The following is a 20,604-nucleotide window of genomic DNA, read 5'->3' on the forward strand; positions in this document are numbered from 1 at the left end:
ACATTTACACATTCGCCATTTTGCCATTATTGATGCACTCGAACTCGAACTCGATCAGGGTTTCAGTGTATTAAGCGGTGAAACGGGTGCAGGAAAATCAATCTTACTCGACGCCCTAGGCTTGATCATGGGTGACCGCGCTGACACTGGCATGATCCGTGCCGGACAAGATAAAGCCGATATCACCGCAGAGTTTTCGGTTGTACAAAACTCACCACTGGATTCCTGGTTATTTGAAAATGACCTGGAAGCCGCTGAAGATGATAATAATGTTTGTCTGATTCGCCGGGTCATCAATCGCAATGGGCGTTCACGCGCTTTCATCAATGGTCAACAAGCGCCGTTGCAAAAACTCAAGGAATTGGGTGAATTACTGCTCGACATTCATGGTCAGCATTCACACCACTCCTTATTAAAAACGCCCAAACAATTGGCCTTGTTGGACGAATACGCAAAATGTGGTCAAGAACTCGATGACACCAAGAAGCATTTTCTGGAATGGCAAGCGTGTCAGCAAGAACTGGAAAAACTTCAACAAGATAATATGCTGCGCCAAAACCGGCTTGATTTTTTACAGTTTCAGTTAAAAGAGCTTGATGCACTGGCCCTGGTTGACGGTGAAGTTGAATCTTTGGAAAAAGAAATCCTGCAATTGAGCAGTGGCAGCAAACATCTTGAAGCGCTCACTGAGCTGGATCAACTACTGAATGCCGAGCATGCCATTAACGACCAACTTGCCAGGGCATCCGGTGTTTTGCAGGAACTGGCAAGGAAAAACAACTTGTTTAAGGATCTTGCCGAAACCTTAGAAAGCGCCGACATCATGAGTCGTGAAGTGGCCGCTGATATCGCACAAAAACTGGAAAACGTTGACGCCGACCCACAACGTGAAGCCTGGTTGAATGACCGCTTGGGCGCCATTCAGGGATTGGCACGCAAGCATCGGGTCTCCGCTACCGGCTTATTCGAGTTTTCGCAAAAAATTCGTATTGAGCATGACAGTCTTTTAAATGCAGACGATCGCATTGTTGAATTAAAAAATTCCCTGAGTTCCCTGGAAACCGGGTATCGTGAGTGTGCCAGGCGCTTGTCTGATAAACGCGACAAAGCTGCAAAAGTTTTGCAAAAAACGGTCAGCGACAGTGTGCAAAATCTCGGTATGCCGAATGCACAATTCGAGATTAAAATTCAATTTGATAATAACTCTGATCCAAAACTGCTCGGACTGGATGTGATCGAGTTTTTATTCTCGGCCAATCCCGGACAAGCACTCGAACCCATCAGAAAAGTTGCCTCGGGCGGTGAGTTGTCACGCATCGGACTGGCGCTGGCGGTAAGTAGCCAATCTAAAAAATCGGCACCTGTTGTGGTGTTTGATGAAGTGGATGCAGGCATTGGCGGGGTAACCGCAAATACGGTGGGCGAATATTTACAAACCCTGGCCACAGACTATCAAGTTTTGTGTGTCACACATCTGGCGCAAGTGGCGGCCAAAGCCGATCATCAATTTCGGGTTATGAAAATGACGGATGGCAAAACCACACACACCCAGGTGCGGCATTTGAACAAAGATGAACGGGTCACGGAAATTGTCAGAATGCTTGGCAGTCAGGACAGTGACAAGGCATTAACTGAACATGCGCAGAAGTTACTCGAAAATTAAACGAGCTGTTTTATTGTTGTTTTTGACACTCCGGGCAAACCCCGTAAATGTGCAATGAATGATCGGTCATTTGATAGCCTTTTTTTTCAGCGATCTCTTTTTGGCGTAACTCAATCATATCGTCTATAAATTCATCTACTTTGCCACATTTCACACACACGATATGATCATGATGGGTGCCGCGTTCAATCTCAAAGACCGAATTCGTGCCTTCAAAATGATGACGTGTGACCAGACCCGCGGCTTCAAACTGGGTTAACACGCGGTACACCGTGGCCAAACCGATCTTTTCCTCGCCAGAATCCCTGAGCATTTTGAACACATCTTCAGCACTCATATGACGTTGCTCACTGGTTTCCAGCAACTCCAGGATTTTCACTCGGGGCAGAGTGACTTTTAATCCGGCTTGACGAAGGTCTTTAGATTCCATCGATTGGGAACTCCTGCTGGTTCTCGTTGTATAATGACTGACTATTAAAAACTATTTTAGCGAAAAATCACTATGCGCAAACTGTTAATTATTGCCTCACTGGCATTAAGCCTGCTTTTCACATCTGCCTGTGTATACCGCACCGGCGTTATTCAAGGTGGTCAAGTTGATGAACGTGCAATTAAAAGAGTCGAAGTTGGCATGGGCGCAGACCAGGTTCGTCGCTTGCTTGGTACACCCATGATCCAGGACATTTACCATCCCGACCGCTGGGATTATGTCTATTACACGATCAATCTAGGCAGTAACAAAGTGCAACGCGTGAGTATCTTTTTTGACAAAGGGATTGTTAGCAAGATCGAGAATACGGAAGCTGAAAATAAACAACCAGCCAGTTAAAGATTTAACGACTTCTGTTTAGACCGGTTTCTTTTTTCCCAAGGTTTTCCCTTCCGCTGCCAGGCGGCGTCTGACCTCTTTCGGGTCTGCCAACAAAGGTCGATACAACTCAATGCGATCACCGTTGTGTAATTCATAATTTTCAGCGATCAACTTCCCAAATACTCCGAGCTTTACCGATTCCACATCGATCTCCGGAAATTCATGTTTGATCGGGGATTGCCGCACGGCCTCACGTGCCGTGGTACCAACAGGAACGTTGACTAATACTATTTCCTGCTTATCGGGAGTTGCATAAGCCACTTCCAAGGTAAGCGTATGCTCTTCACTGGTAATCTTTTCAGCGTCTTCAATCAAGGCTACGTGGTCCATAGATGTGTTCAGCGCGGTGTACAAAGGCGTCCATCATATCCGAGATATCGTTTTGCAATGTGCGAGACAGTAAATTTGCGATGCCGTGCTTGAACTGAAAATCCATGTACAGACCCACCTTGCAACCGGCTTCCTGACCTAGCGGGGCCTTGCCGAGTGGATCAAAACTCCACTGCCCGCGTAAGCGTTTGAATGGGCCATCGAGTAATTGCATTTGAATAGTCCAGGGTCTGTCATTGGTATTGCTGGTAGTGAACGAATCTTTGATCAGGCCTTTTTGTATTCCCAAAGATGCGCTTAATTGACCGTTTTCACTCGAGTGCAACTCACCGGAAGCGCACCAGGGTAAAAATTCCGGATAGCTTTCAAAGTTATTGACCAAGTCAAACATTTCTGCACAGGTGTATGGCACCAGAGCATTGCGCTCAACAATCGGCATAACAAGCAAACTGCATATTAAGGATTAACAAAACCAAGCTTAACCAACATAACAAAAAGCACAGCGAGTGGCGCGATAATACGCGACAACCACAACCAGGTGGTGTAGCGCCAGTCGGTTCCCAATCCCAGCTCGTCCGAGGTTGAGACCCTGCACATTATCCAGCCTGCAAAAATTGAAATAAAGAATCCGCCCAGTGGCAACATAATATTGCTGGACAAGTAATCAATATTATCGAAAATAGTTCGGCCAAAGAATTGATATTCTTCCCCACTCCAAAGATTGAATGAGAATACTGTTCCAAGACCAATTACCCAGATAACGATCCCGATAATTATTGCGGCTTTTTTTCTTGACCATTTAAAACTTTCTACTGTCCAGGCAATCGCCGGTTCAAGCAAGCCAATCGCAGATGTTAAGGCGGCAAAACTTAAAAGCACAAAGAACAAGGTAGAAAACAATGTAGTTAGCGGCATTTGGCTAAATGCGACAGGTAGAGTGCTGAAGATCAAACCCGGACCCTCGCCCGGATTCAATCCATTCGCAAGTACGATCGGAAAAATCACCAATCCGGCAAGTAATGCTATCAGTGTGTCAGCAAAAACCACCATGACCGCAGTAGAACCGATCGATGTATTTTGTGGCAAATACGCTCCATAGGCCATAATCGCACCCATTCCAACACTTAATGTGAAAAAGGCGTGTCCCATTGCAACGATCCAGCTGTTGGCATTCAATTTGCTGAAGTCGGGTTCGAATAAATATTTAACCCCGTCCATAAAGGAACCACTTTGCATGCTGTAAACCAGTAATACCAGGAGCAGAAAAAATAATGCCGGCATTAAAAATTGCACCGCTTTTTCCAGACCTCTTTGCACTCCACGTCCGACAATTATTGCGGTAATGATCATGAACAAGGTATGCCAGAAAAGCAAACTTTTCCAGTCTCCGAGATGATCACCCAGGGTATTTGCTATGGCCGCTGTTTCTGCACCGGTGAAGGCTCCAGACATACTTTTCAAAACATAGGCTAATGCCCATCCAGCGACTACCGAATAAAATGACAGAATCAGGAAGCCGGCCAAAATGCCCCACATTCCCAACCATTTCCAGTGTTTAGAATTGCCTTCCTCTTCGCCAAGGATTTCCATGGTTTTAACCGGGTTACGGCGACCACGTCGACCCATGAGTATTTCCGACATCAAGATCGGCAAGCCAACAGCAAACACGCAAAGAAGATAGACCAGAACAAATGCACCTCCACCATTTTCACCTGTGATGTAGGGGAATTTCCAAATGTTACCAAGGCCGACGGCTGAACCGGTTACCGCCAGAATGAAGGCCATGCGGGATGACCAATTACCATGTAGGGATTCACGTTTTGCCATAATTAGATTCTTATATTTGATTTTAAATGGGCTTGATCCAGAACCAGCTGAATATTTAGATGACCATTGTAATGATTTAAGGTTGATATTTTTAGCAAAAAATGAACGAATTCGTATAATTTTCTGTGCATTCAGGCGCTTGAAAGCACTTAATGTGCTTAAATCTTTTATAATTTCACAATGCCAACCGATAAAAAAACCAAAAAAAGCAATAATCAAATTGCTGTCAATCGTAAAGCCGGACACGATTTTTTCATTGAACAGCGCTTTGAAGCGGGCCTTGCCCTGCAGGGCTGGGAAGTGAAAAGTTTACGCATGGGTAAGGCAAATCTGACCGACACCTATGTACGCATTATCAAAAACGAAGCGTGGTTACTGGGTTTACACATCACCCCGTTACTCTCGACCTCCACGCATGTACACGCCGACCCCACCCGGGTACGAAAATTATTACTGAATCGGCGTGAACTCGATATGTTGATCGGCGCGGTAGAACGCAAAGGTTATACCCTGGTTGCGCTGAAAATGTACTGGAAGAATGGACGTGCCAAACTCGAAATCGGATTGGGTAAAGGCAAAAAGAGTTATGATAAACGCGCTGCTGAAAAGAACCGTGACTGGAATCGGCAAAAAGCACGTATTTTAAAAGGTCGCTAATTTCTACTGACACTAGTGTCAAACATCAATTTACAACAATGACAGATTTAAAACCCAGCAAAGAACAGGTTCGCTTACAGATCAATGAACTTGACCAGCAATTACTCAAAGCATTGGCCAAACGCAAAGAACTGGTCGCCGATGTGATCGCCGACAAGATACGTGCCGGTCATCCCATTCGTGACACCGATCGTGAGCAGGCGCTGCTTTCGCGTCTGGTGGCAGATGGCATCGACCTGCAACTGAATCCGCAATTTGTATTAGACGTTTACCATCGTATTCTGGATGACTCGGTGCGGCAACAATATACCCACAGCTTGAATCGTGAAAACAAAGAGCAAATAAAAGAACTGCTCATTGCGCATTTGGGTGACCAGTATTCGTATAGCTATTTGGCAGTCGAGCGGCATTTCGCCAATTACCCGACAAAATTCGTGGGTCAGGGATTTGATCATTTTCGAGAAATTTTTAACGCGGTGGCAAATCAGGAAGTTAATCTGGGATTGTTACCATTTGAAAATACCACTTCCGGCACCATTAACGAGATCCACGATCTGCTGCGTGAATTTTCTTTATACATAGTGGGCGAGGAAAGTGTGGCCATACGCCATTGCCTGATCGGATTCCCGGGCAACAAGATCCATGAATTGAAAGATGTGTATTCACATCCTCAAGCCTTGGCACAATCCGGCGCGTTTTTACAAAAGTATCCCAATTTGCATGCCAATTTTTACGCCAGCACCTCAACCGCGGTAAATTACATAAAAGAGATAGGCGATCCAACAAAAGCCGCCATTGCCAGTCGCGAAGCGGCCATGCATGCTGGCCTAAGTGTGCTTGCCGAAGACATCGGCAATCAAGCCGAAAACTACACCCGCTTCATTATTATTGCCAGAAATCCGGTAAGCGTGCCCAATAATTTACCCGCAAAAACCACCTTATTGTTTGCTACCCAGCATCAGGCCGGGGCTTTGGTGGACGTCTTGAATGTATTAAAAGAACACAAGATCAATATGACCAAATTAACCTCACGCCCTATTCCTGGCAAAGCCTGGCAAGAATTGTTTTTTGTGGATTTCCAGGGCAATCAGGCTGACGAGAATGTGCACGAAGCTTTGAACGAGGTGGAACAGCACGCGGCCTTTATGCGGGTTTTGGGCAGTTATCCCGAGCATTCCATTGATCCTACCCAGATTCAGTTGAAAGACTGACCCGTAACCCCATATTGAACCTATCCAGACAAGCAAAGTCTGAGATAATAGGAATTGTCGTAGATCGTAACGACAACATCGGTGGACCAATCTGATTCGGGGGCGACCTGGCTTCGACGTGGATAGCGAAACTTTTTGTGCATACCGAGCTGTAGCGACTCGTTAAACCACTGCAAACCTTATAGTTGCAAACGATAACAACTACGCATTAGCTGCTTAATAACCAGTTTTAATGCCCTTGGCCCACAATGAGCCTATGCGTTGTGGAATCCAGGGTTACTTTTATAGGATCGCGGCGAGTGATGTTCAAGCGCAGACCGTTAAACTCTTACTTGAACTGGCTTAGTGGCTTCCCTGACAGTCGGGTACTGCTAAGTAAGATTAAAGACTGAATAAGTATGTAGAGCGAGAAGCGGAGGATTTGCGGACGCGGGTTCGATTCCCGCCGCCTCCACCAAAATAAAAAGTCACCCTTGCGGTGGCTTTTTTATTTATGCGGCGTGCTGAGAAGCCGCGTAGCGGGTTCACTAAAAACGCCTGGAGCGTTTTTGAACATCGGAGGAACGACGATGGCCCCAACAGGGTGAGGCACACGATGTGCCGAATAATTCCCTACAAATCCAAAATTCAAATATTCGCCCACCCTTGCGGTGGCTTTTTTATTTTTGCGGCGGGCGAGAAGCCGCGTTGCGTCTACTGCATAATGATTAAAACAGTGCGCAAGCGCCTCATGCTAAAATTCCTGCAATTCAATAATAAATTATTCGCATGACCAGTCTCCTTACTGAAACCATTCTCCCCATAAGCTTATTCTTCATCATGCTTGGCATGGGCATGACCTTGCTTGTGGATGACTTTAAACGGGTACTGGTTTATCCCAAAGCAGTCAGTATTGGAATAATCGGACAACTTTTGTTATTACCAGTTTTCGGTTTCTTGATCGCCTTTAGCATCCCGATGCCGCCTGAATTGGCGGTTGGTATTATGATCCTGGCAGCCTGCCCTGGTGGCAGCACCTCAAACATCATTTCGCATTTGGCCAAAGGTGATACTGCCCTTTCCATCACGCTAACCGCGATCAGCAGCACCATTACCGTTTTCAGTATTCCGGTGATCATAAATTTCGCCTTGCAAAACTTTATGGGAGATGGCGCAGAATTGTCCTTGCCCATATTCAAAACCATGAAAACCCTGTTTACCATCACACTTTTGCCGGTAGCGATCGGAATGTTGATAAAAGCCAAAGCCCCGGGTTTCGCCGATCGTCAGGAAAAACTGGTCAACAATTTTTCCGGCGGTTTTTTTGTTTTTCTGGTTATTTTCATTATCGTGGTGGAGCGCGATAATTTACTGCAAGCCTTACTGGTTTCCGGCCTGGCCTGCTTGATCCTGAATGTTGGGATGATGTCACTGGGCTACATAATGTCTCGCCTCAGCCAACTGGATAAGCGCCAGAGTAAAACCATTACCATTGAGGTCGGTGTGCAAAACACCACCATGGCTTTTGTGATCGTGGGAGCATTCCTGCACGATACAGCCTTTGCCTTACCGGCTGCGATCTACTCATTGATCATGTATGCAACTACCGGCAGCATAATTGCCTATTCAAGAAAAAATATCCCGGAAACCCAAATCAGTTAGGCGCACCATTCCAGGCTGTTATCGGTGACACCAAAACTCGATGAATTTCGCTTGCTATTTGCGTAAACATCAAGATCTTTCGCACCCGCAAATACGGGCTGTAAAAAATCTATCAACTGTTGATACTCGATCAAGAACGCATCATGACCGTGAATGGAGTTGATAATTCCAAGCTTGGCCGGTTTACCTACTGCGAGTAATTTTTCCAAGGTGTCGTAATTTTCGGAATTTATATAGAAACCGTCACTATCGATTCCAATCAAATGGATGTTTGCATCGAAGTCAGCCACAGTACCTTCAAAATCCCCGGTGCCATCAGTGATGTCCCCAGTAGCGAGTAGATGATTCAACAGTTTGTATGAGGCTAATGCAAAGCGTTGCTCAAGTTTATCACCGTGATGTTGTAACCAGCTTTCTACATTGAATAAGTCAAGTTCGGCATGCTTTGAGCGCGCGAATTTTTGTTTGAGTGAAGCGGCACTACGGTAAAAGGTCATTGCGTGCATACGCGCATCTTGCAGCGGTGAGTCGGAATGTTGCAAGATCTGTTTTTGTATACGCACATTAGCGATCAACCAGTCCGAGGCTTTCCAGTCTGTTGCGATCGGGATCAAATGCTCGGTAACATCCGGCTTTAACGCAGCAATTTCCCAGGCAAGTGCCCCACCGATACTTCCACCGATAATTGCAAACAGACGCTTGATCTTCAACTCCGAAAGTCCAGACAAAAATATTCTGGCAATATCTCTTAGAGTAAATTCCTGATAATTGTCGGTGAGCTTTTCATCGATTTGACTGAAACCATTGCCCGGTATGTCAAAGGCCAGGATGGTGTAACGTCCGGTATCGATAATTTTGTTGTCACCAATGAGGTCATTCCACCAGCCTTGCGCACCCGTTACGCTGGAGTTTCCAGTAAGTGCATGATTGACGAGCACAACTGGCGCTGTTCCCAGCTCGCGACCATAGAGTTGATACGTGAGCGTCGGGTCATGTCTGAAACCCGACGCGGTCACAAAGTCACTGACCACCAGTGTGTGTATTTGACTCATTAGAATCCCTTTTCCTGTTAAGCGGCTTTGGAAATCGCCCGGAGCTTGCTGAAGGTGTTTTTCAAGTCCTGTTTCAGGTCTTCGATGTCCTCCAGACCAACGGATAGACGAATCAAGTCTTGTGTTACGCCGGTAGATTCCTGTTGCTCTTCCGTCAGTTGTTGATGCGTGGTACTCGCCGGATGAATGATCAGCGATTTTGAGTCTCCGATATTCGCCAGCAAAGAGAAAAGTTTGGATTCGTCAGCAATAGTTTTTGCCGCTTCGTAACCACCGGCAACGCCAAAGGTCACAATTCCGCTTTGACCTTTAGATAGGTATTTGTCAGATAATGATTTGTATTTGCTAGTCTTGAGTCCAGGATAGTTCACCCATAACACCTCGTCTTGAGCTTGTAACCATTCGGCCAGCGCTAGCGCATTTTCACAATGCTTTTTCACACGCAAACTTAGGGTTTCGAGTCCTTGAATGATCTGGAAAGCATTGAATGGGCTAATTGCACCACCCAGATCGCGTAAGCCTTCGATACGAACTTTGGCAATAAACGCCGCTTCGGCCAACGCTTCGGCATACACCAGTCCGTGATAACCCGGCGATGGCTGAGTAAATTCTGGGAATTTTCCGTTAGCGTAATCGAATGTTCCAGCATCAATAATCGCGCCACCCAGTGAAGTGCCATTGCCATTGATGTATTTTGTGAGGGAATGAATCACAATATTCGCGCCGTGTTTGATGGGATTCAACAAAGCAGGAGTTGCTACAGTGTTATCGACGATAAATGGGACTTGTACGTCTTTGGCAACGGAACTGATGGCATCCAGATCGAGAACGTCGAGTTTTGGATTACCGAGTGATTCGACAAAGATCGCACGAGTGTTGTCTTGAACCGCCTTGGAGAAATTTTCTACATCATCAGGATCAACGAATGTCGTGGTTATCCCGAAACGCGGTAAGGTCACGTTGAGTAGATTATAGGTACCACCATATAAGCTGTTGGAGGCTACGATATGGTCACCCGATTTTAGTAAAGTCAGCAAGGTTGTTGAAATTGCCGCTGTACCAGAAGCCGTCGCCACCGCCGCAATTCCGCCCTCCACCGCTGCCAGGCGCTGTTCCAGGATGTCTACGGTCGGGTTATTGATGCGGGTATAGATATAACCCGGCTCGGCAAGTGAGAACAGATCCGCCGCGTGTTGGGCATTGTTAAACACATAAGCCGTGCTTTGGAAAATAGGCACTGCACGGGTTCCAGCCGTTTGACCAACGTCGTGTCCGGCATGTAAAGCTTGTGTATCGAAATTATGAGTTGTCATTTGGGTTTCCCTTTGTAACTGTTTGATATTAATGTTAAAAATGGCAAAAAAAATCCCCGGCACTGTATGTATCGGGGATCGAATTGATTAGCGTTAATCAGACTTAATCAGCTCCCCGGCGTGCTGGCATACACGCACAACGACATGGCATACACATCGGCATATGGGGTTTGATGAATTTGGACAATTTGTTCATTGGTGGCATATTAAGAATATTTCATTTAGACGTCTAAACGTCTGGACGGCTTTGACTATACAGAGATGGGCGGGAGATTGCAAGGGACAATTTAAGAAAATCTGAAAACCAAGAATGCAAACCACCTGGAACTCAAACATTTCCAAATTTAACTGATGCAAAAAGATCGGATTGATACCCACGCTTTTGGTTACGATGGGGTGATAAATCTGAAGAGTCTGGGTTTAGCTCAAATAGATCTAATGTTTCTTACGACGAAGAATTCTTAATTGAAAATACATCGAGTAAATCCGTAACAAAGAATTCCCAAGTAGAAATACCTTTAGAAACAGTAGCTCCAAAAAAGATCGTATTATTGAAATACAAATTATTCATTAGTTTACTCAAATAATGCTGATATCTTTTCAGTGTGTAAAAAACAATTTGAAGCAGTTACTAATGAAGAGACAAATGAGAATACAAGCCCACTCGCGAAGCTGATGTCTATTTAACTCGCCAAGCATCGGATTAAGGCACTTAATGCCTGTTCACTCGACAATCATTCATTGCACCAGGAATGTTCCTTGCTTTTACGACAGTATTCATCCGCATCATATTTAAACCACAGATCAAGGGCCTTTTTAGCATCAATACTCTTATCATCAAGATCAAAATCGTCAATAAACAACATGAAGTCTCCCGAAATACCACAGGCGTGTTGTATAAATTGCCAATCAGCAAGACCCGTTCTTTCAAACGTACGCCCGTTTTGTTCAGCAAATAACTCCATTTTAGAAATATAGGATTCCGCAAGACAGGTTGCAGCTGAATCCGCAAGGCCAGTGGCCCAGGGAATAGGCGTCTCACTCTCGTAAACTTCGTTCTCGCATACGCGTGCGAATATCGTTGCAGGCACGTTAGTACAAGAGTCCGGAGCACTAAGGACCTTGTTCCACGCATCTTCTTTTGCCTGCTGCATCTGAAATTGTGCTTCTCTTAAAATTTCAAAATCGGACTTTTGATTTGCCTTTTCAATCATGATAAATGTAAAGATTCCCATTGCGGCAACCAATACACTCATAATAATTGTGATAATTTTTTTCTTAGACATGATTCCCCCTGGAAAATATGCACGCAGAATTTAATCATATCCAATATTGACTGGGAATGTGCAATCTATGCAAAAAAAGAAAATGGTGCTCAGAAGAAGACTCGAACTTCCACGACCGTGAGGTCACTGGCACCTGAAGCCAGCGCGTCTACCAATTCCGCCACCTGAGCAAGGGTCTCGGTTCAGGACGAATGCCTGAAAGGGATGCGCATAGTAGTCCTGAATGCCAGATTTGTCAAAGAGTTAGCCCTAAAGAAAAGCCGGAGACTGTCTCCGGCTGATCAAATATCCAGTTTTTGACTGAAATCAGGTCTCGTAACCGCGCTCACCGTGTAGCGCCAGATCCAGGCCTTCGATCTCTTGTTCTTCACTAACCCGAAGTCCCATGATCTTGTCGATGACTTTTAACAAAATGAAAGAAACTGCAGCCGTGTATAAGATGGTTGCACACACGCCGGTGGCTTGCACCAAAAACTGTGACCCAGCTGCCATACCTTCGTTATAGCCTTGACCACTTAATAATCCGATTGAATCGGAAGCGAAAAAAGCAACGGCCAATGTTCCTAATATACCTCCCACGCCATGCACCGGGAACACATCCAGCGAATCATCGATCTTCAGGGTATTTTTAATAAACTGGGTCGCGTAATAACAAACCACACCCGCAGACAAGCCGATCAACAATGCCCCTCCAGGTCCGACGAATCCCGAGGCCGGTGTGATGGTGCCAAGCCCTGCTACCATGCCGGTAACGATCCCCAGAACCGATGGCTTGCCATAACGGATCCACTCGACCGTCATCCAGGCTAATGAACCGGCAGCGGCTGAAATGTGCGTGACTAAAACGGCCATCGCGGCATCGCCATTGGCCGCAAGCGCTGAGCCCCCGTTAAAGCCGAACCAACCGACCCAAAGCATACCCGCACCGGCCACCGTTAACGGCAGACTGTGCGGAGGCATTGGGGTTTTTCCGTAACCGTTACGATTACCGATCACAATGGCGCAGACCAGAGCCGCGACACCCGCGGTTATATGCACAACAATACCACCGGCAAAATCCAGCACACCATTTTCGCCCAACCAGCCACCGCCCCACACCCAGTGACATACTGGTGCATAAACCAAGACCAGCCACAGCATGGAAAACAGGAACATGGAAGAAAATTTGGCCCGCTCTGCAAACGCACCCACGATTAGTGCGGGTGTGATGATGGCAAAAGTCATTTGAAACATGGCAAACAGGGTTTCGGGCAAGTCTCCACTTAGTGTGTCTTCACCAATGCCTGCAAAAAACGCTTTGGAAAGATCACCCACAAACCAGTTGCCTTGTGAAAATGCGAGGGAATAACCGGCCACATACCACACGATTGAAGCACCACAACAGATCGCAAAACACTGCATTAAAACCGAGAGTACATTCTTGCTGCGCACCAGGCCTGAATAAAACAATGACAAGCCAGGAACGGTCATGAACAGAACCAGAGCCGTTGCGGTGAGGATCCAGGATGTATTGGCCGGGTTTAATTCATCCGCAAACAGCGACATGCCAGACACAGCGATGATGAAAAAAATAATTGTTTGCAATAAGCGGCTGTGGCTCATATGAGATCTCCCAGTGATTGACGATACTGTTTTATGCACTATTTAAGTGCGAATTATTTGAATTATGTGCATCTATGGTGCGTAATTTTTGGAATATTCCCATGAATTCAGTGATGCCGAATGTAACAAGGAAAATCCCTGCACTATGCGATGCAAAAAGGATGCCAATATGCAGTAAAGATATAAAAATCGACCTTAATGATCACCAAGCTCAACCTGGGCTTTTGCTTCTTTGGGCAAATTAATGAATTTCTCGATAATGAAATAACCCAACAGCATACTTCCAGTGAACAACCAGGGCTCATAATGACCGAAGGCCAAACCAGCCAATGCCGGACCTGGACAGAATCCAGTCATTCCCCAACCGGCGCCAAACAGTGCGGCACCTATCAGCAGCTGTTTATCCACCATGGTTTTGGTGGGTAAGTAGAACTGGCCCTCGAACAAAGGGGCTTTGCGCTTCCAGGACAAGCGATAACCAATAAAAGTTGTGACCACCGCCCCACCCAGCACGAAAACCAGACTGGCATCCCATTGACCTAGTAAGTTTAAAAAGTTCATGACCTTATCCGGATTGGCCATCCCCGACACACTCAGTCCGACACCGAACAAGGCGCCTGCGAATAATGCACTGGATCGTATTTTCATAATATTTAAACCTGAATTAGATTGAGTTCTACAGAAAGAATTGACTGGTCACAATGGCCGCGATGACCCCGACCAGTAGATACACCGCGGTGGCCAGAATCGAGCGATTGGAGACTCGCGAGATTCCGCAGATACCATGGCCACTGGTACAGCCAGATCCGAGGGCCGTGCCAATACCCACCAGCAAGCCTCCTATGACGATCAAGCCCTTTGGAAATCCTTCCCGGTAGTCAAAATACATGGGCGTGAAGTGGTAAAACACCAAACTTCCAAAAACAATCCCGATAATGAACATGATCCGCCAAAAGCGACCCGGTTTATTGAACAAAGCCGTCTTGATAATACCGCTGATACCTGCGATACGGCCGTGAAAGAACATCAACCAGATAGTTGATATGCCGAGTAACATCCCGCCGATCAGGGAAAGCCAGGGAGTAAATTCTGTTGGATTCATTCTATTTTCCGTTGTGTTATAAAAACTGAAACCATTAAAACTGTCTCAGCGTTAAATGTAAGTAATTTAAAGCGTGCCCTAAAGTGTTTCCTTAAGCGTACTCATTGACATTACAGCAATTGCCATGCCGATTGAGCGAGTATGAAGATGCCCATGACAATTAAAAATATTGCAAAGCCTTTTTTTAATTTGGCTTGGGGCAATTTGCCAGCGAGCGTACTGCCAACAAAACTACCAAGCACACCCAGTACGGAAACCAGACCAAGCACGTGCCAGTCCAGCGCCAGATCCAGTTCATTCAGTACGTCGATATATTTTATAAAACCGATAAACGATTTCAGTGCCACGATCATCAAACTGGTGGCTACGGCCCTGTGCATGTTCAAGCCACCCAGCAAGACCAGTGCCGGAACGATCAGAAACCCTCCCCCGACGCCGACCAGTCCGGTGATCACACCAACGACCAGGCCATCAATCACGATCTTGTACCGGGCACGCGCCTGATGTGGTGTTCGATCATCAAGTTTCAAGGGTCGCAACATTAAACCGGAGGCCAGTAACATGATCACCGCAAATAACATCAGTTGCACCAGCCCTGACATAAATACCGATAACCACGCACCAAGGTAAGTTCCAAGCATACCCGGTATCCCGAACATCCAGACCATGCGCCAGTCGATACGCTTTTGTTTGACATAAGGCAAACTGCCGATCAGGGCAATAATTCCGACAATGGCGAGAGATCCGGCAATAGCAATTTTTTCGTCCTGACCAAACAGGTAGATCAGCGCCGGCACAGTGATGATAGAACCACCGGAGCCAAAAATGCCAAGACTTAGGCCAATGGCGATGGCACTCAACCACGCAAACACGGAAAAACTCACGAAACCAATCTCGCTGTAGAAACGATTTGCTTAAAGTGCATTCAGCGGGATCTTCAAATAGCGAATACCGTTTGAATCCGGCTCGGGCAATTCGCCGGCCCGTATGTTGACCTGGATCGACGGCATAATAAGTTTGGGCATATTCAGGGTCTTGTCACGTGCCGTGCGCATAGTCACAAACTGTTCTTCAGACACACTGTCATTGATATGCACATTTTGGCTACGTTGTTCGGCTACTGTGGTTTCCCAGGCGAACTCGTCACGTCCAGGCGCTTTGTAGTCGTGACACATAAACAAACGCGTGTTTTCAGGCAACGCGAATATTTTGTGAATAGACCGATACAAAGTCGCTGCATCACCACCCGGGAAATCGCAGCGTGCCGTACCGTAATCCGGCATAAACATGGTATCTCCAACAAATGCAGCATCATCGATCAGATAGGTGATACATGCCGGTGTGTGTCCAGGCGTATGCAAAACTGTAATAGTCAAGTTGCCAAGCTGGAAACTTTGACCGTCTTTAAACAGCACATCAAAATAAGCACTACGATTTTTGAATTCTTCAGCATCCAGATTGAATACTCTGGTGAAAACCTCTTGAACGATCTTGATGTGTTCGCCTATTCCTATTTGTCCACCCAGTGTTTTCTTGATATACGGGGCCGCTGATAAATGATCGGCGTGAGCGTGAGTCTCCAATATCCACTGCAAAGACAAGTCATGCGAACGGATAAAGCTTATGACCTCGTCGGCACTGGCTGTTTGGGTCCGCCCGGAGGCTGCATCGTAGTCCAGTACGGAGTCGATAACCGCACATTGCTTAGTATCAGCATCCCAGAGAACATGCGTAACGGTATATGTGGTCTCATCGAAAAAACTTCTAATTTTCGGTGCTTTAGACATTATCTTACATCCTGATTGTGAAATCGAATTCAGTCCGGGTATTTTACATTAGTTTTTCCTAATATAATGATTAGATCCAGATTTTTCAAGTCCTGCGAATACTGAAAACACCCAATTGAAAATTTTACCCTGTAGCTGCTATATACTCACAACAAATATGAATTTTGTACTCGGGGGTACTTGATGAAAATATTAATCCAAAATACTGGCCTGCTTATTCTACTGCTAAGTCTTAGTGCGTGTGGCCAATCTTCTCAATCACAAAAAACCCAAGATCACGAGCCGGTAATCAACGCCAAAGCCACTCTGGATAAAGCGCAAAGTGACATTGATGATGCCGTAGGTACAAAGCTTGAGCAAATGGCAAAAGTCGATCTTCTCGACATTTACGAGAACGCCGAAGCATACCTGGCCATGAATACGAAAAAACCCGGCGTCAAGGTAACGTCCAGTGGCTTACAGTATCGAATCCTAAAACAAGGCAGTGGGGCAAAACCCACGGCTGAAAGTTTTGTAAAAGTAAATTACCGCGGCACTTTCCCGGACGGTAGAGAATTCGACAGTTCGTATAAACGCGGTGAACCTTCAGAATTTAAAGTCGGGGGTGTCATCAAAGGCTGGTCTGAAGCGTTATTACTGATGCAAGAAGGTACAAAACTGGAATTGGTGGTGCCGCCGGACTTGGCCTATGGCGAAGAAGGTGCTGGAACGGTAATACCGCCTGACCAAGTTCTTAAATTTCAGATCGAATTACTGGATGCCGACGTTCAACGATGATTCTGAAGTCTGTATGCATGCTTGAGCGAAAAATTCGCATGTTAACGGCCTGAATGCATAAAAAATGGCGCGTCTGTAATACGCATCTGGTCAATACAGAGCAGGTTATTAATAATATAACCATATAAATCAACAATATAGCAAGAATTACTCATGCAATATCTTCTTTTATATGATAAAAAGAAAGTATAACTAGAACTTATAACGCACCAATCATTCTTAAAAAGCGTTACAAACGGGGGCTGTACACCGCATTACTATGGATATTTCTGTCCAACAAAATCCAGATATGGCTAAAGCCATGTCCAGTCTTGAACAAGAATACTTTAATCTTGCCAGAAACGGTTTGCTTTGGGAAAATGAAATAGACCTGTTTTTCCGCAATGCCTGCAAGGTAGTAAGTGATGCCTTAGGGGCTGAACGTTGTGGCATATTTTTTCTGAATAACGAGAACAAGTCACTTCGTCAAATTACCCAATACACAGCATCCAATAAATCGCATAGTTTGGGGTTAAACCTCAAAAAGCGTAATTATCCCGAATACTTTGACCTGATCGAGAACACTCGTTTGATCGCGATCAACGATGCCAAGCACGATAATCGCTCCCAAGAATTCAATACAAGCTATTTTGAACCGCTTGATATAGCAGCCAAACTCGACTGCACCTTAATTAAAACCGGAAAGATTATCGGTGTCTTGAGCATCGAAGATGGACCAAACCCGCGCGTGTGGAATGAAGCGGACAAACATTTTGCCTTATTGGTCGCCGATCTGGTATCGCAACGTTTGCTTTATGAAGAATTAAAATCAAAAAGCACTTATTATTCTGAACTCAGCGCTTTTGATGAAGCTTTATTAAATGCTTCTACCTATTGTATTATTTCGCTGGATGAGAGTGGTCAAGTTAGAACCATTAACCAAGCAGCATGTCACCTTTTAGGCTATAGCAGTGAAGACATTATTGGCAAAGATTTTTGCGCAAACCTGCTTGGTGTACCAAGTGATGATCAATTAAAAAATGAAAACACCATGGAGCTTCCTGCACTATTGAATTTTGATATGTTCAAACAACGTATCAAGGAAGGTCATGATAAGGACTCGGAATGTTTTTTCAGACACTCTCACGGACACAACATCCCGGTCAGCATAAGTCTTAGCGAATTCAAAAAAACCGATGAAAGTGTCAGCGGCTATTTATGCATCGCCGCTGATATCACACAGCAGATTAGCACCCGCAAAGCACTGCAAGAAGAAGAAGCACGTTATCGTTTTGTTTTTGAAGGATCTGCTGATGCAATATTTTTGATGCAAGGCGACACCTTTGTTGATTGCAACAAGGCCAGCCTCAATATGTTTGGTTGCAGTCGTGGGCAACTCATAGCCAGCACCCCGATGAAGTTTTCACCAGAGTTTCAAGCGGATGGCAGGCGCTCCAATGAAAAAGCCCTGGAAAAGATCAATGCCGCACTTGATGGTCAAGCACAAAGTTTTGAATGGCTACACTGTCAATACGATGGCACACAATTTGATGCAGAAGTAACTTTGAATCTAGTCGAATTACACAATCAACCACATCTTTTGGCGAGTGTGCGCGATATCAGCCAAAGGAAATTATCCGAGCGTGAATTAGCCGAAACCCGTCAGCTGATCGTTCAAAAGAACATTAGCCTTGCCCTGTTAAATGAGCACTCAAATTTATTGCGCGAAACGGATTCTAAAGAACAGATTTATACAAAAACCATTTCAATTCTGCAGAAAATGCCGCAAGCTCCGCAAATTGCTATTTATGATATCGATGACAGTGCTGAGAATATGACTCTGTTCATGCAGGCCGGCTTTTCCATAGAGGTAGAGAACCAATTCGCGAATGTTCCCTTAAATCTGGATATTCACAACGAGATCACGAAAAGTGGAACCCCCTTATACATTCCGGAATTACTGAAAGACACACGCACCCTGCCTCACTTGCGAGAAGCACTGATCAAATTGGGTATTCGCTCTCTTGCCCAGATTCCGGTAATGGAGAAGGCGGCGCGGGTAGCTGTCATCTATTTAACCTATACCGACGGCGATTGCCTGAATGACGACGACCTTGAAACCCTGCACTCGCTGGGTAAAACGGTATCCTTGTCACTCGTGAATGCCAAAAACCGCTCTGAACTGGAATTCATTGCACACCATGACTCACTCACGGGGCTGAGTAACCGCGCCTACTTTCACCAGCAGTTTAAACGTGACATTCTTAAAGGCGGTTATGAAGCAGCGGCCCTGTATTTACTCGACCTTGACCGCTTTAAGGAGATCAATGACACCCTGGGGCATTTTACCGGTGACAAGATCCTGCAACAGATTGGCTCACGTCTGAATAACATCAGTAACGAGAAGGAATATCTGATCAGTCGACTGGGTGGCGATGAATTCATTGTGGTTGTGTATGGCGTAAAAACTGCCGCCGAAGCCGAAGACTTTGCCCGGCGTATAATCACGCGCCTGCAAAAACCCTTCAAAATAGACGATATGTCTCTGGAAGTGGATGCCAGTGTGGGGGTTGCGATATACCCTTACGATGGTCTGGACAGTAACGCCCTGTTGCGTTCGGCCGATGTCGCTATGTATCAAGCCAAGCGCTTAGGCACAGGCTTTGCATTCTATGACCAGGATCGGGATATCCATACTCCGGAACGGCTGGCAATGATCGCCGAGATGAGCAGCTCGATCAGTACCGGACAATTGTTTTTACATTATCAACCCAAATTAAACTTGTTGACCGATGAGATCACAGGATTTGAAGCTTTGGCCCGTTGGGAACACCCGCGACTGGGCTTATTAGGTCCTAGTATGTTTATTCCCCTGATCGAAATGTCGAACTCGATATCGGTCTTAACCGAAGAAGTCTTGCATCAAGCCCTCGCACAACAAATGCAATGGCGTAAAAAAGGTCTGGACTACAGTATAGCCGTGAACATTTCCGCTCGCAGTCTGGTGGATGATGCTTTATTCCAGTTGCTCAAAGACTTGCTGGATTTTTATGACACGCCGCCAAAAATGCTGGAGCTGGAAATAACCGAAACCGCTTTAATGCACGATACCTATCGAGCCGTTGAGTGCCTGACCCAGATCGCTGAACTCGGGGTGCAATTGTCGATCGATGATTTTGGCACGGGATATTCATCCCTGGCCTATTTACAAAACTTGCCCATCCACAAACTCAAACTCGATCGCGAATTTGTCATGGGCATGTTAACCAATGAGCAAGGTGCCTTGATCGTTGAAACCATTATTTCACTGGCGAATGGTCTGGATCTGGAAGTAATTGCTGAAGGCGTAGAAGACAAAGATACTTTGGATAAATTACGCCAAATGAATTGCCACATGGCGCAGGGCTATTACATTTGTCATCCCAATTCCTGGGAAAGCATCGAACATTGGCTGACACGCACCAAGGAAATTTCCTGAGTCCCGGTTAAGCTTCACAAACCACATA

The 20,604-nt window shown here is 45.7% G+C and carries 19 protein-coding genes, 1 tRNA gene and 1 other RNA gene; 8 read left to right on the forward strand and 13 right to left on the reverse strand.

The annotated features are described in order from the left end of the window. The coding region (recN, locus tag HKN88_09900; GenBank protein ID NNC98370.1) for a DNA repair protein RecN at positions 1–1,663 on the forward strand (1,663 nt) is incomplete at its 5' end. Between the two features lie 10 nt (positions 1,664–1,673). On the opposite strand, the gene fur is transcribed toward recN, so the two are convergent. Beyond that, positions 1,674–2,093, reverse strand: a complete 420-nt coding sequence (gene fur, locus HKN88_09905; GenBank protein ID NNC98371.1) for a ferric iron uptake transcriptional regulator — start codon at positions 2,091–2,093, stop codon at positions 1,674–1,676. A gap of 72 nt (positions 2,094–2,165) precedes the next feature. Between fur and HKN88_09910 the strand changes: the two genes are divergently transcribed. Next, on the forward strand, positions 2,166–2,492 hold the full coding sequence (locus HKN88_09910; protein NNC98372.1) for an outer membrane protein assembly factor BamE: 327 nt from the start codon (positions 2,166–2,168) through the stop codon (positions 2,490–2,492). Positions 2,493–2,510: 18 nt separating this feature from the next. On the opposite strand, the gene HKN88_09915 is transcribed toward HKN88_09910, so the two are convergent. Genes HKN88_09915 through HKN88_09925 form a run of 3 tightly spaced genes read right to left on the reverse strand, consistent with a single transcriptional unit; the run spans position 2,511 to position 4,691 of the window. Further along, on the reverse strand, positions 2,511–2,864 hold the full coding sequence (locus tag HKN88_09915; protein ID NNC98373.1) for an RnfH family protein: 354 nt from the start codon (positions 2,862–2,864) through the stop codon (positions 2,511–2,513). After that, positions 2,842–3,303, reverse strand: a complete 462-nt coding sequence (locus HKN88_09920; protein NNC98374.1) for a type II toxin-antitoxin system RatA family toxin — start codon at positions 3,301–3,303, stop codon at positions 2,842–2,844. The genes HKN88_09915 and HKN88_09920 overlap by 23 nt, the downstream gene beginning before the upstream one ends. Positions 3,304–3,320: 17 nt before the next feature. After that, positions 3,321–4,691, reverse strand: coding sequence for a sodium-dependent transporter (locus HKN88_09925; GenBank protein ID NNC98375.1), 1,371 nt, complete (start codon positions 4,689–4,691; stop codon positions 3,321–3,323). Positions 4,692–4,871: 180 nt separating this feature from the next. Here HKN88_09925 and smpB point away from each other — a divergent pair, with 180 nt between their 5' ends. The 4 genes from smpB to HKN88_09945 all read left to right on the forward strand — a co-directional run bounded on the left by smpB (position 4,872) and on the right by HKN88_09945 (position 8,200). Beyond that, positions 4,872–5,348: an SsrA-binding protein SmpB gene (gene smpB / locus HKN88_09930; protein NNC98376.1), complete on the forward strand. Its 477-nt coding sequence runs from the start codon at positions 4,872–4,874 to the stop codon at positions 5,346–5,348. 38 nt (positions 5,349–5,386) lie between these two features. Further along, the gene (locus HKN88_09935; GenBank protein NNC98377.1) at positions 5,387–6,559 is read left to right on the forward strand and encodes a hypothetical protein; all 1,173 of its coding nucleotides are present in this window, start codon (positions 5,387–5,389) and stop codon (positions 6,557–6,559) included. A gap of 98 nt (positions 6,560–6,657) precedes the next feature. Continuing rightward, positions 6,658–7,016, forward strand: a transfer-messenger RNA (tmRNA) gene (gene ssrA / locus HKN88_09940). Positions 7,017–7,327: 311 nt separating this feature from the next. Next, positions 7,328–8,200, forward strand: a complete 873-nt coding sequence (locus HKN88_09945) for a bile acid:sodium symporter family protein (protein ID NNC98378.1) — start codon at positions 7,328–7,330, stop codon at positions 8,198–8,200. Here HKN88_09945 and HKN88_09950 read toward each other — a convergent pair. The 9 genes from HKN88_09950 to HKN88_09990 form a co-directional block, all read right to left on the reverse strand. Further along, entirely contained in the window at positions 8,197–9,258 is a 1,062-nt protein-coding gene (locus HKN88_09950; GenBank protein ID NNC98379.1) for an alpha/beta fold hydrolase, read from the reverse strand. The two genes, HKN88_09945 and HKN88_09950, sit on opposite strands and share 4 nt — an antisense overlap. 11 nt (positions 9,259–9,269) lie before the next feature. After that, on the reverse strand, positions 9,270–10,565 hold the full coding sequence (locus HKN88_09955; GenBank protein NNC98380.1) for an O-acetylhomoserine aminocarboxypropyltransferase/cysteine synthase: 1,296 nt from the start codon (positions 10,563–10,565) through the stop codon (positions 9,270–9,272). Between the two features lie 734 nt (positions 10,566–11,299). Continuing rightward, positions 11,300–11,851 carry a hypothetical protein gene (locus tag HKN88_09960; protein NNC98381.1) on the reverse strand — a complete coding sequence of 184 codons (552 nt, stop codon included), beginning with the start codon at positions 11,849–11,851 and terminating at the stop codon, positions 11,300–11,302. Between the two features lie 83 nt (positions 11,852–11,934). Continuing rightward, positions 11,935–12,021, reverse strand: a tRNA-Leu gene (locus HKN88_09965). 136 nt (positions 12,022–12,157) lie between these two features. Continuing rightward, the gene (locus tag HKN88_09970) at positions 12,158–13,453 is read right to left on the reverse strand and encodes an ammonium transporter (protein NNC98382.1); all 1,296 of its coding nucleotides are present in this window, start codon (positions 13,451–13,453) and stop codon (positions 12,158–12,160) included. Positions 13,454–13,648: 195 nt separating this feature from the next. Then, on the reverse strand, positions 13,649–14,101 hold the full coding sequence (locus tag HKN88_09975; protein ID NNC98383.1) for a YeeE/YedE family protein: 453 nt from the start codon (positions 14,099–14,101) through the stop codon (positions 13,649–13,651). Positions 14,102–14,129: 28 nt separating this feature from the next. Continuing rightward, entirely contained in the window at positions 14,130–14,555 is a 426-nt protein-coding gene (locus HKN88_09980; protein ID NNC98384.1) for a YeeE/YedE family protein, read from the reverse strand. A 110-nt stretch (positions 14,556–14,665) separates the two neighbouring features. Beyond that, the gene (locus HKN88_09985) at positions 14,666–15,415 is read right to left on the reverse strand and encodes a sulfite exporter TauE/SafE family protein (protein ID NNC98385.1); all 750 of its coding nucleotides are present in this window, start codon (positions 15,413–15,415) and stop codon (positions 14,666–14,668) included. Positions 15,416–15,469: 54 nt separating this feature from the next. Further along, the gene (locus HKN88_09990; protein ID NNC98386.1) at positions 15,470–16,342 is read right to left on the reverse strand and encodes an MBL fold metallo-hydrolase; all 873 of its coding nucleotides are present in this window, start codon (positions 16,340–16,342) and stop codon (positions 15,470–15,472) included. Positions 16,343–16,525: 183 nt separating this feature from the next. Here HKN88_09990 and HKN88_09995 point away from each other — a divergent pair, with 183 nt between their 5' ends. Then, positions 16,526–17,119: an FKBP-type peptidyl-prolyl cis-trans isomerase gene (locus tag HKN88_09995; GenBank protein NNC98387.1), complete on the forward strand. Its 594-nt coding sequence runs from the start codon at positions 16,526–16,528 to the stop codon at positions 17,117–17,119. 289 nt (positions 17,120–17,408) lie between these two features. Further along, positions 17,409–20,576, forward strand: coding sequence for an EAL domain-containing protein (locus HKN88_10000; protein NNC98388.1), 3,168 nt, complete (start codon positions 17,409–17,411; stop codon positions 20,574–20,576). Positions 20,577–20,604: the final 28 nt, after the last annotated feature.

The organism is Gammaproteobacteria bacterium, assembly GCA_013001575.1.
In the GTDB taxonomy this organism is placed as follows: Bacteria; Pseudomonadota; Gammaproteobacteria; order Steroidobacterales; family JABDMI01; genus JABDMI01.

What these genes read in the sequence shown, in the direction of transcription:
- fur (NNC98371.1), bottom strand. Translation starts at nt 2,093, where the DNA reads ATGGAATCTAAAGACCTTCGTCAAGCCGGATTAAAAGTCACTCTGCCC.
- HKN88_09910 (NNC98372.1), top strand. Translation starts at nt 2,166, where the DNA reads ATGCGCAAACTGTTAATTATTGCCTCACTGGCATTAAGCCTGCTTTTC.
- HKN88_09915 (NNC98373.1), bottom strand. Translation starts at nt 2,864, where the DNA reads ATGGACCACGTAGCCTTGATTGAAGACGCTGAAAAGATTACCAGTGAA.
- HKN88_09920 (NNC98374.1), bottom strand. Translation starts at nt 3,303, where the DNA reads ATGCCGATTGTTGAGCGCAATGCTCTGGTGCCATACACCTGTGCAGAA.
- HKN88_09925 (NNC98375.1), bottom strand. Translation starts at nt 4,691, where the DNA reads ATGGCAAAACGTGAATCCCTACATGGTAATTGGTCATCCCGCATGGCC.
- smpB (NNC98376.1), top strand. Translation starts at nt 4,872, where the DNA reads ATGCCAACCGATAAAAAAACCAAAAAAAGCAATAATCAAATTGCTGTC.
- HKN88_09935 (NNC98377.1), top strand. Translation starts at nt 5,387, where the DNA reads ATGACAGATTTAAAACCCAGCAAAGAACAGGTTCGCTTACAGATCAAT.
- HKN88_09945 (NNC98378.1), top strand. Translation starts at nt 7,328, where the DNA reads ATGACCAGTCTCCTTACTGAAACCATTCTCCCCATAAGCTTATTCTTC.
- HKN88_09955 (NNC98380.1), bottom strand. Translation starts at nt 10,565, where the DNA reads ATGACAACTCATAATTTCGATACACAAGCTTTACATGCCGGACACGAC.
- HKN88_09960 (NNC98381.1), bottom strand. Translation starts at nt 11,851, where the DNA reads ATGTCTAAGAAAAAAATTATCACAATTATTATGAGTGTATTGGTTGCC.
- HKN88_09970 (NNC98382.1), bottom strand. Translation starts at nt 13,453, where the DNA reads ATGAGCCACAGCCGCTTATTGCAAACAATTATTTTTTTCATCATCGCT.
- HKN88_09975 (NNC98383.1), bottom strand. Translation starts at nt 14,101, where the DNA reads ATGAAAATACGATCCAGTGCATTATTCGCAGGCGCCTTGTTCGGTGTC.
- HKN88_09980 (NNC98384.1), bottom strand. Translation starts at nt 14,555, where the DNA reads ATGAATCCAACAGAATTTACTCCCTGGCTTTCCCTGATCGGCGGGATG.
- HKN88_09990 (NNC98386.1), bottom strand. Translation starts at nt 16,342, where the DNA reads ATGTCTAAAGCACCGAAAATTAGAAGTTTTTTCGATGAGACCACATAT.
- HKN88_09995 (NNC98387.1), top strand. Translation starts at nt 16,526, where the DNA reads ATGAAAATATTAATCCAAAATACTGGCCTGCTTATTCTACTGCTAAGT.
- HKN88_10000 (NNC98388.1), top strand. Translation starts at nt 17,409, where the DNA reads ATGGCTAAAGCCATGTCCAGTCTTGAACAAGAATACTTTAATCTTGCC.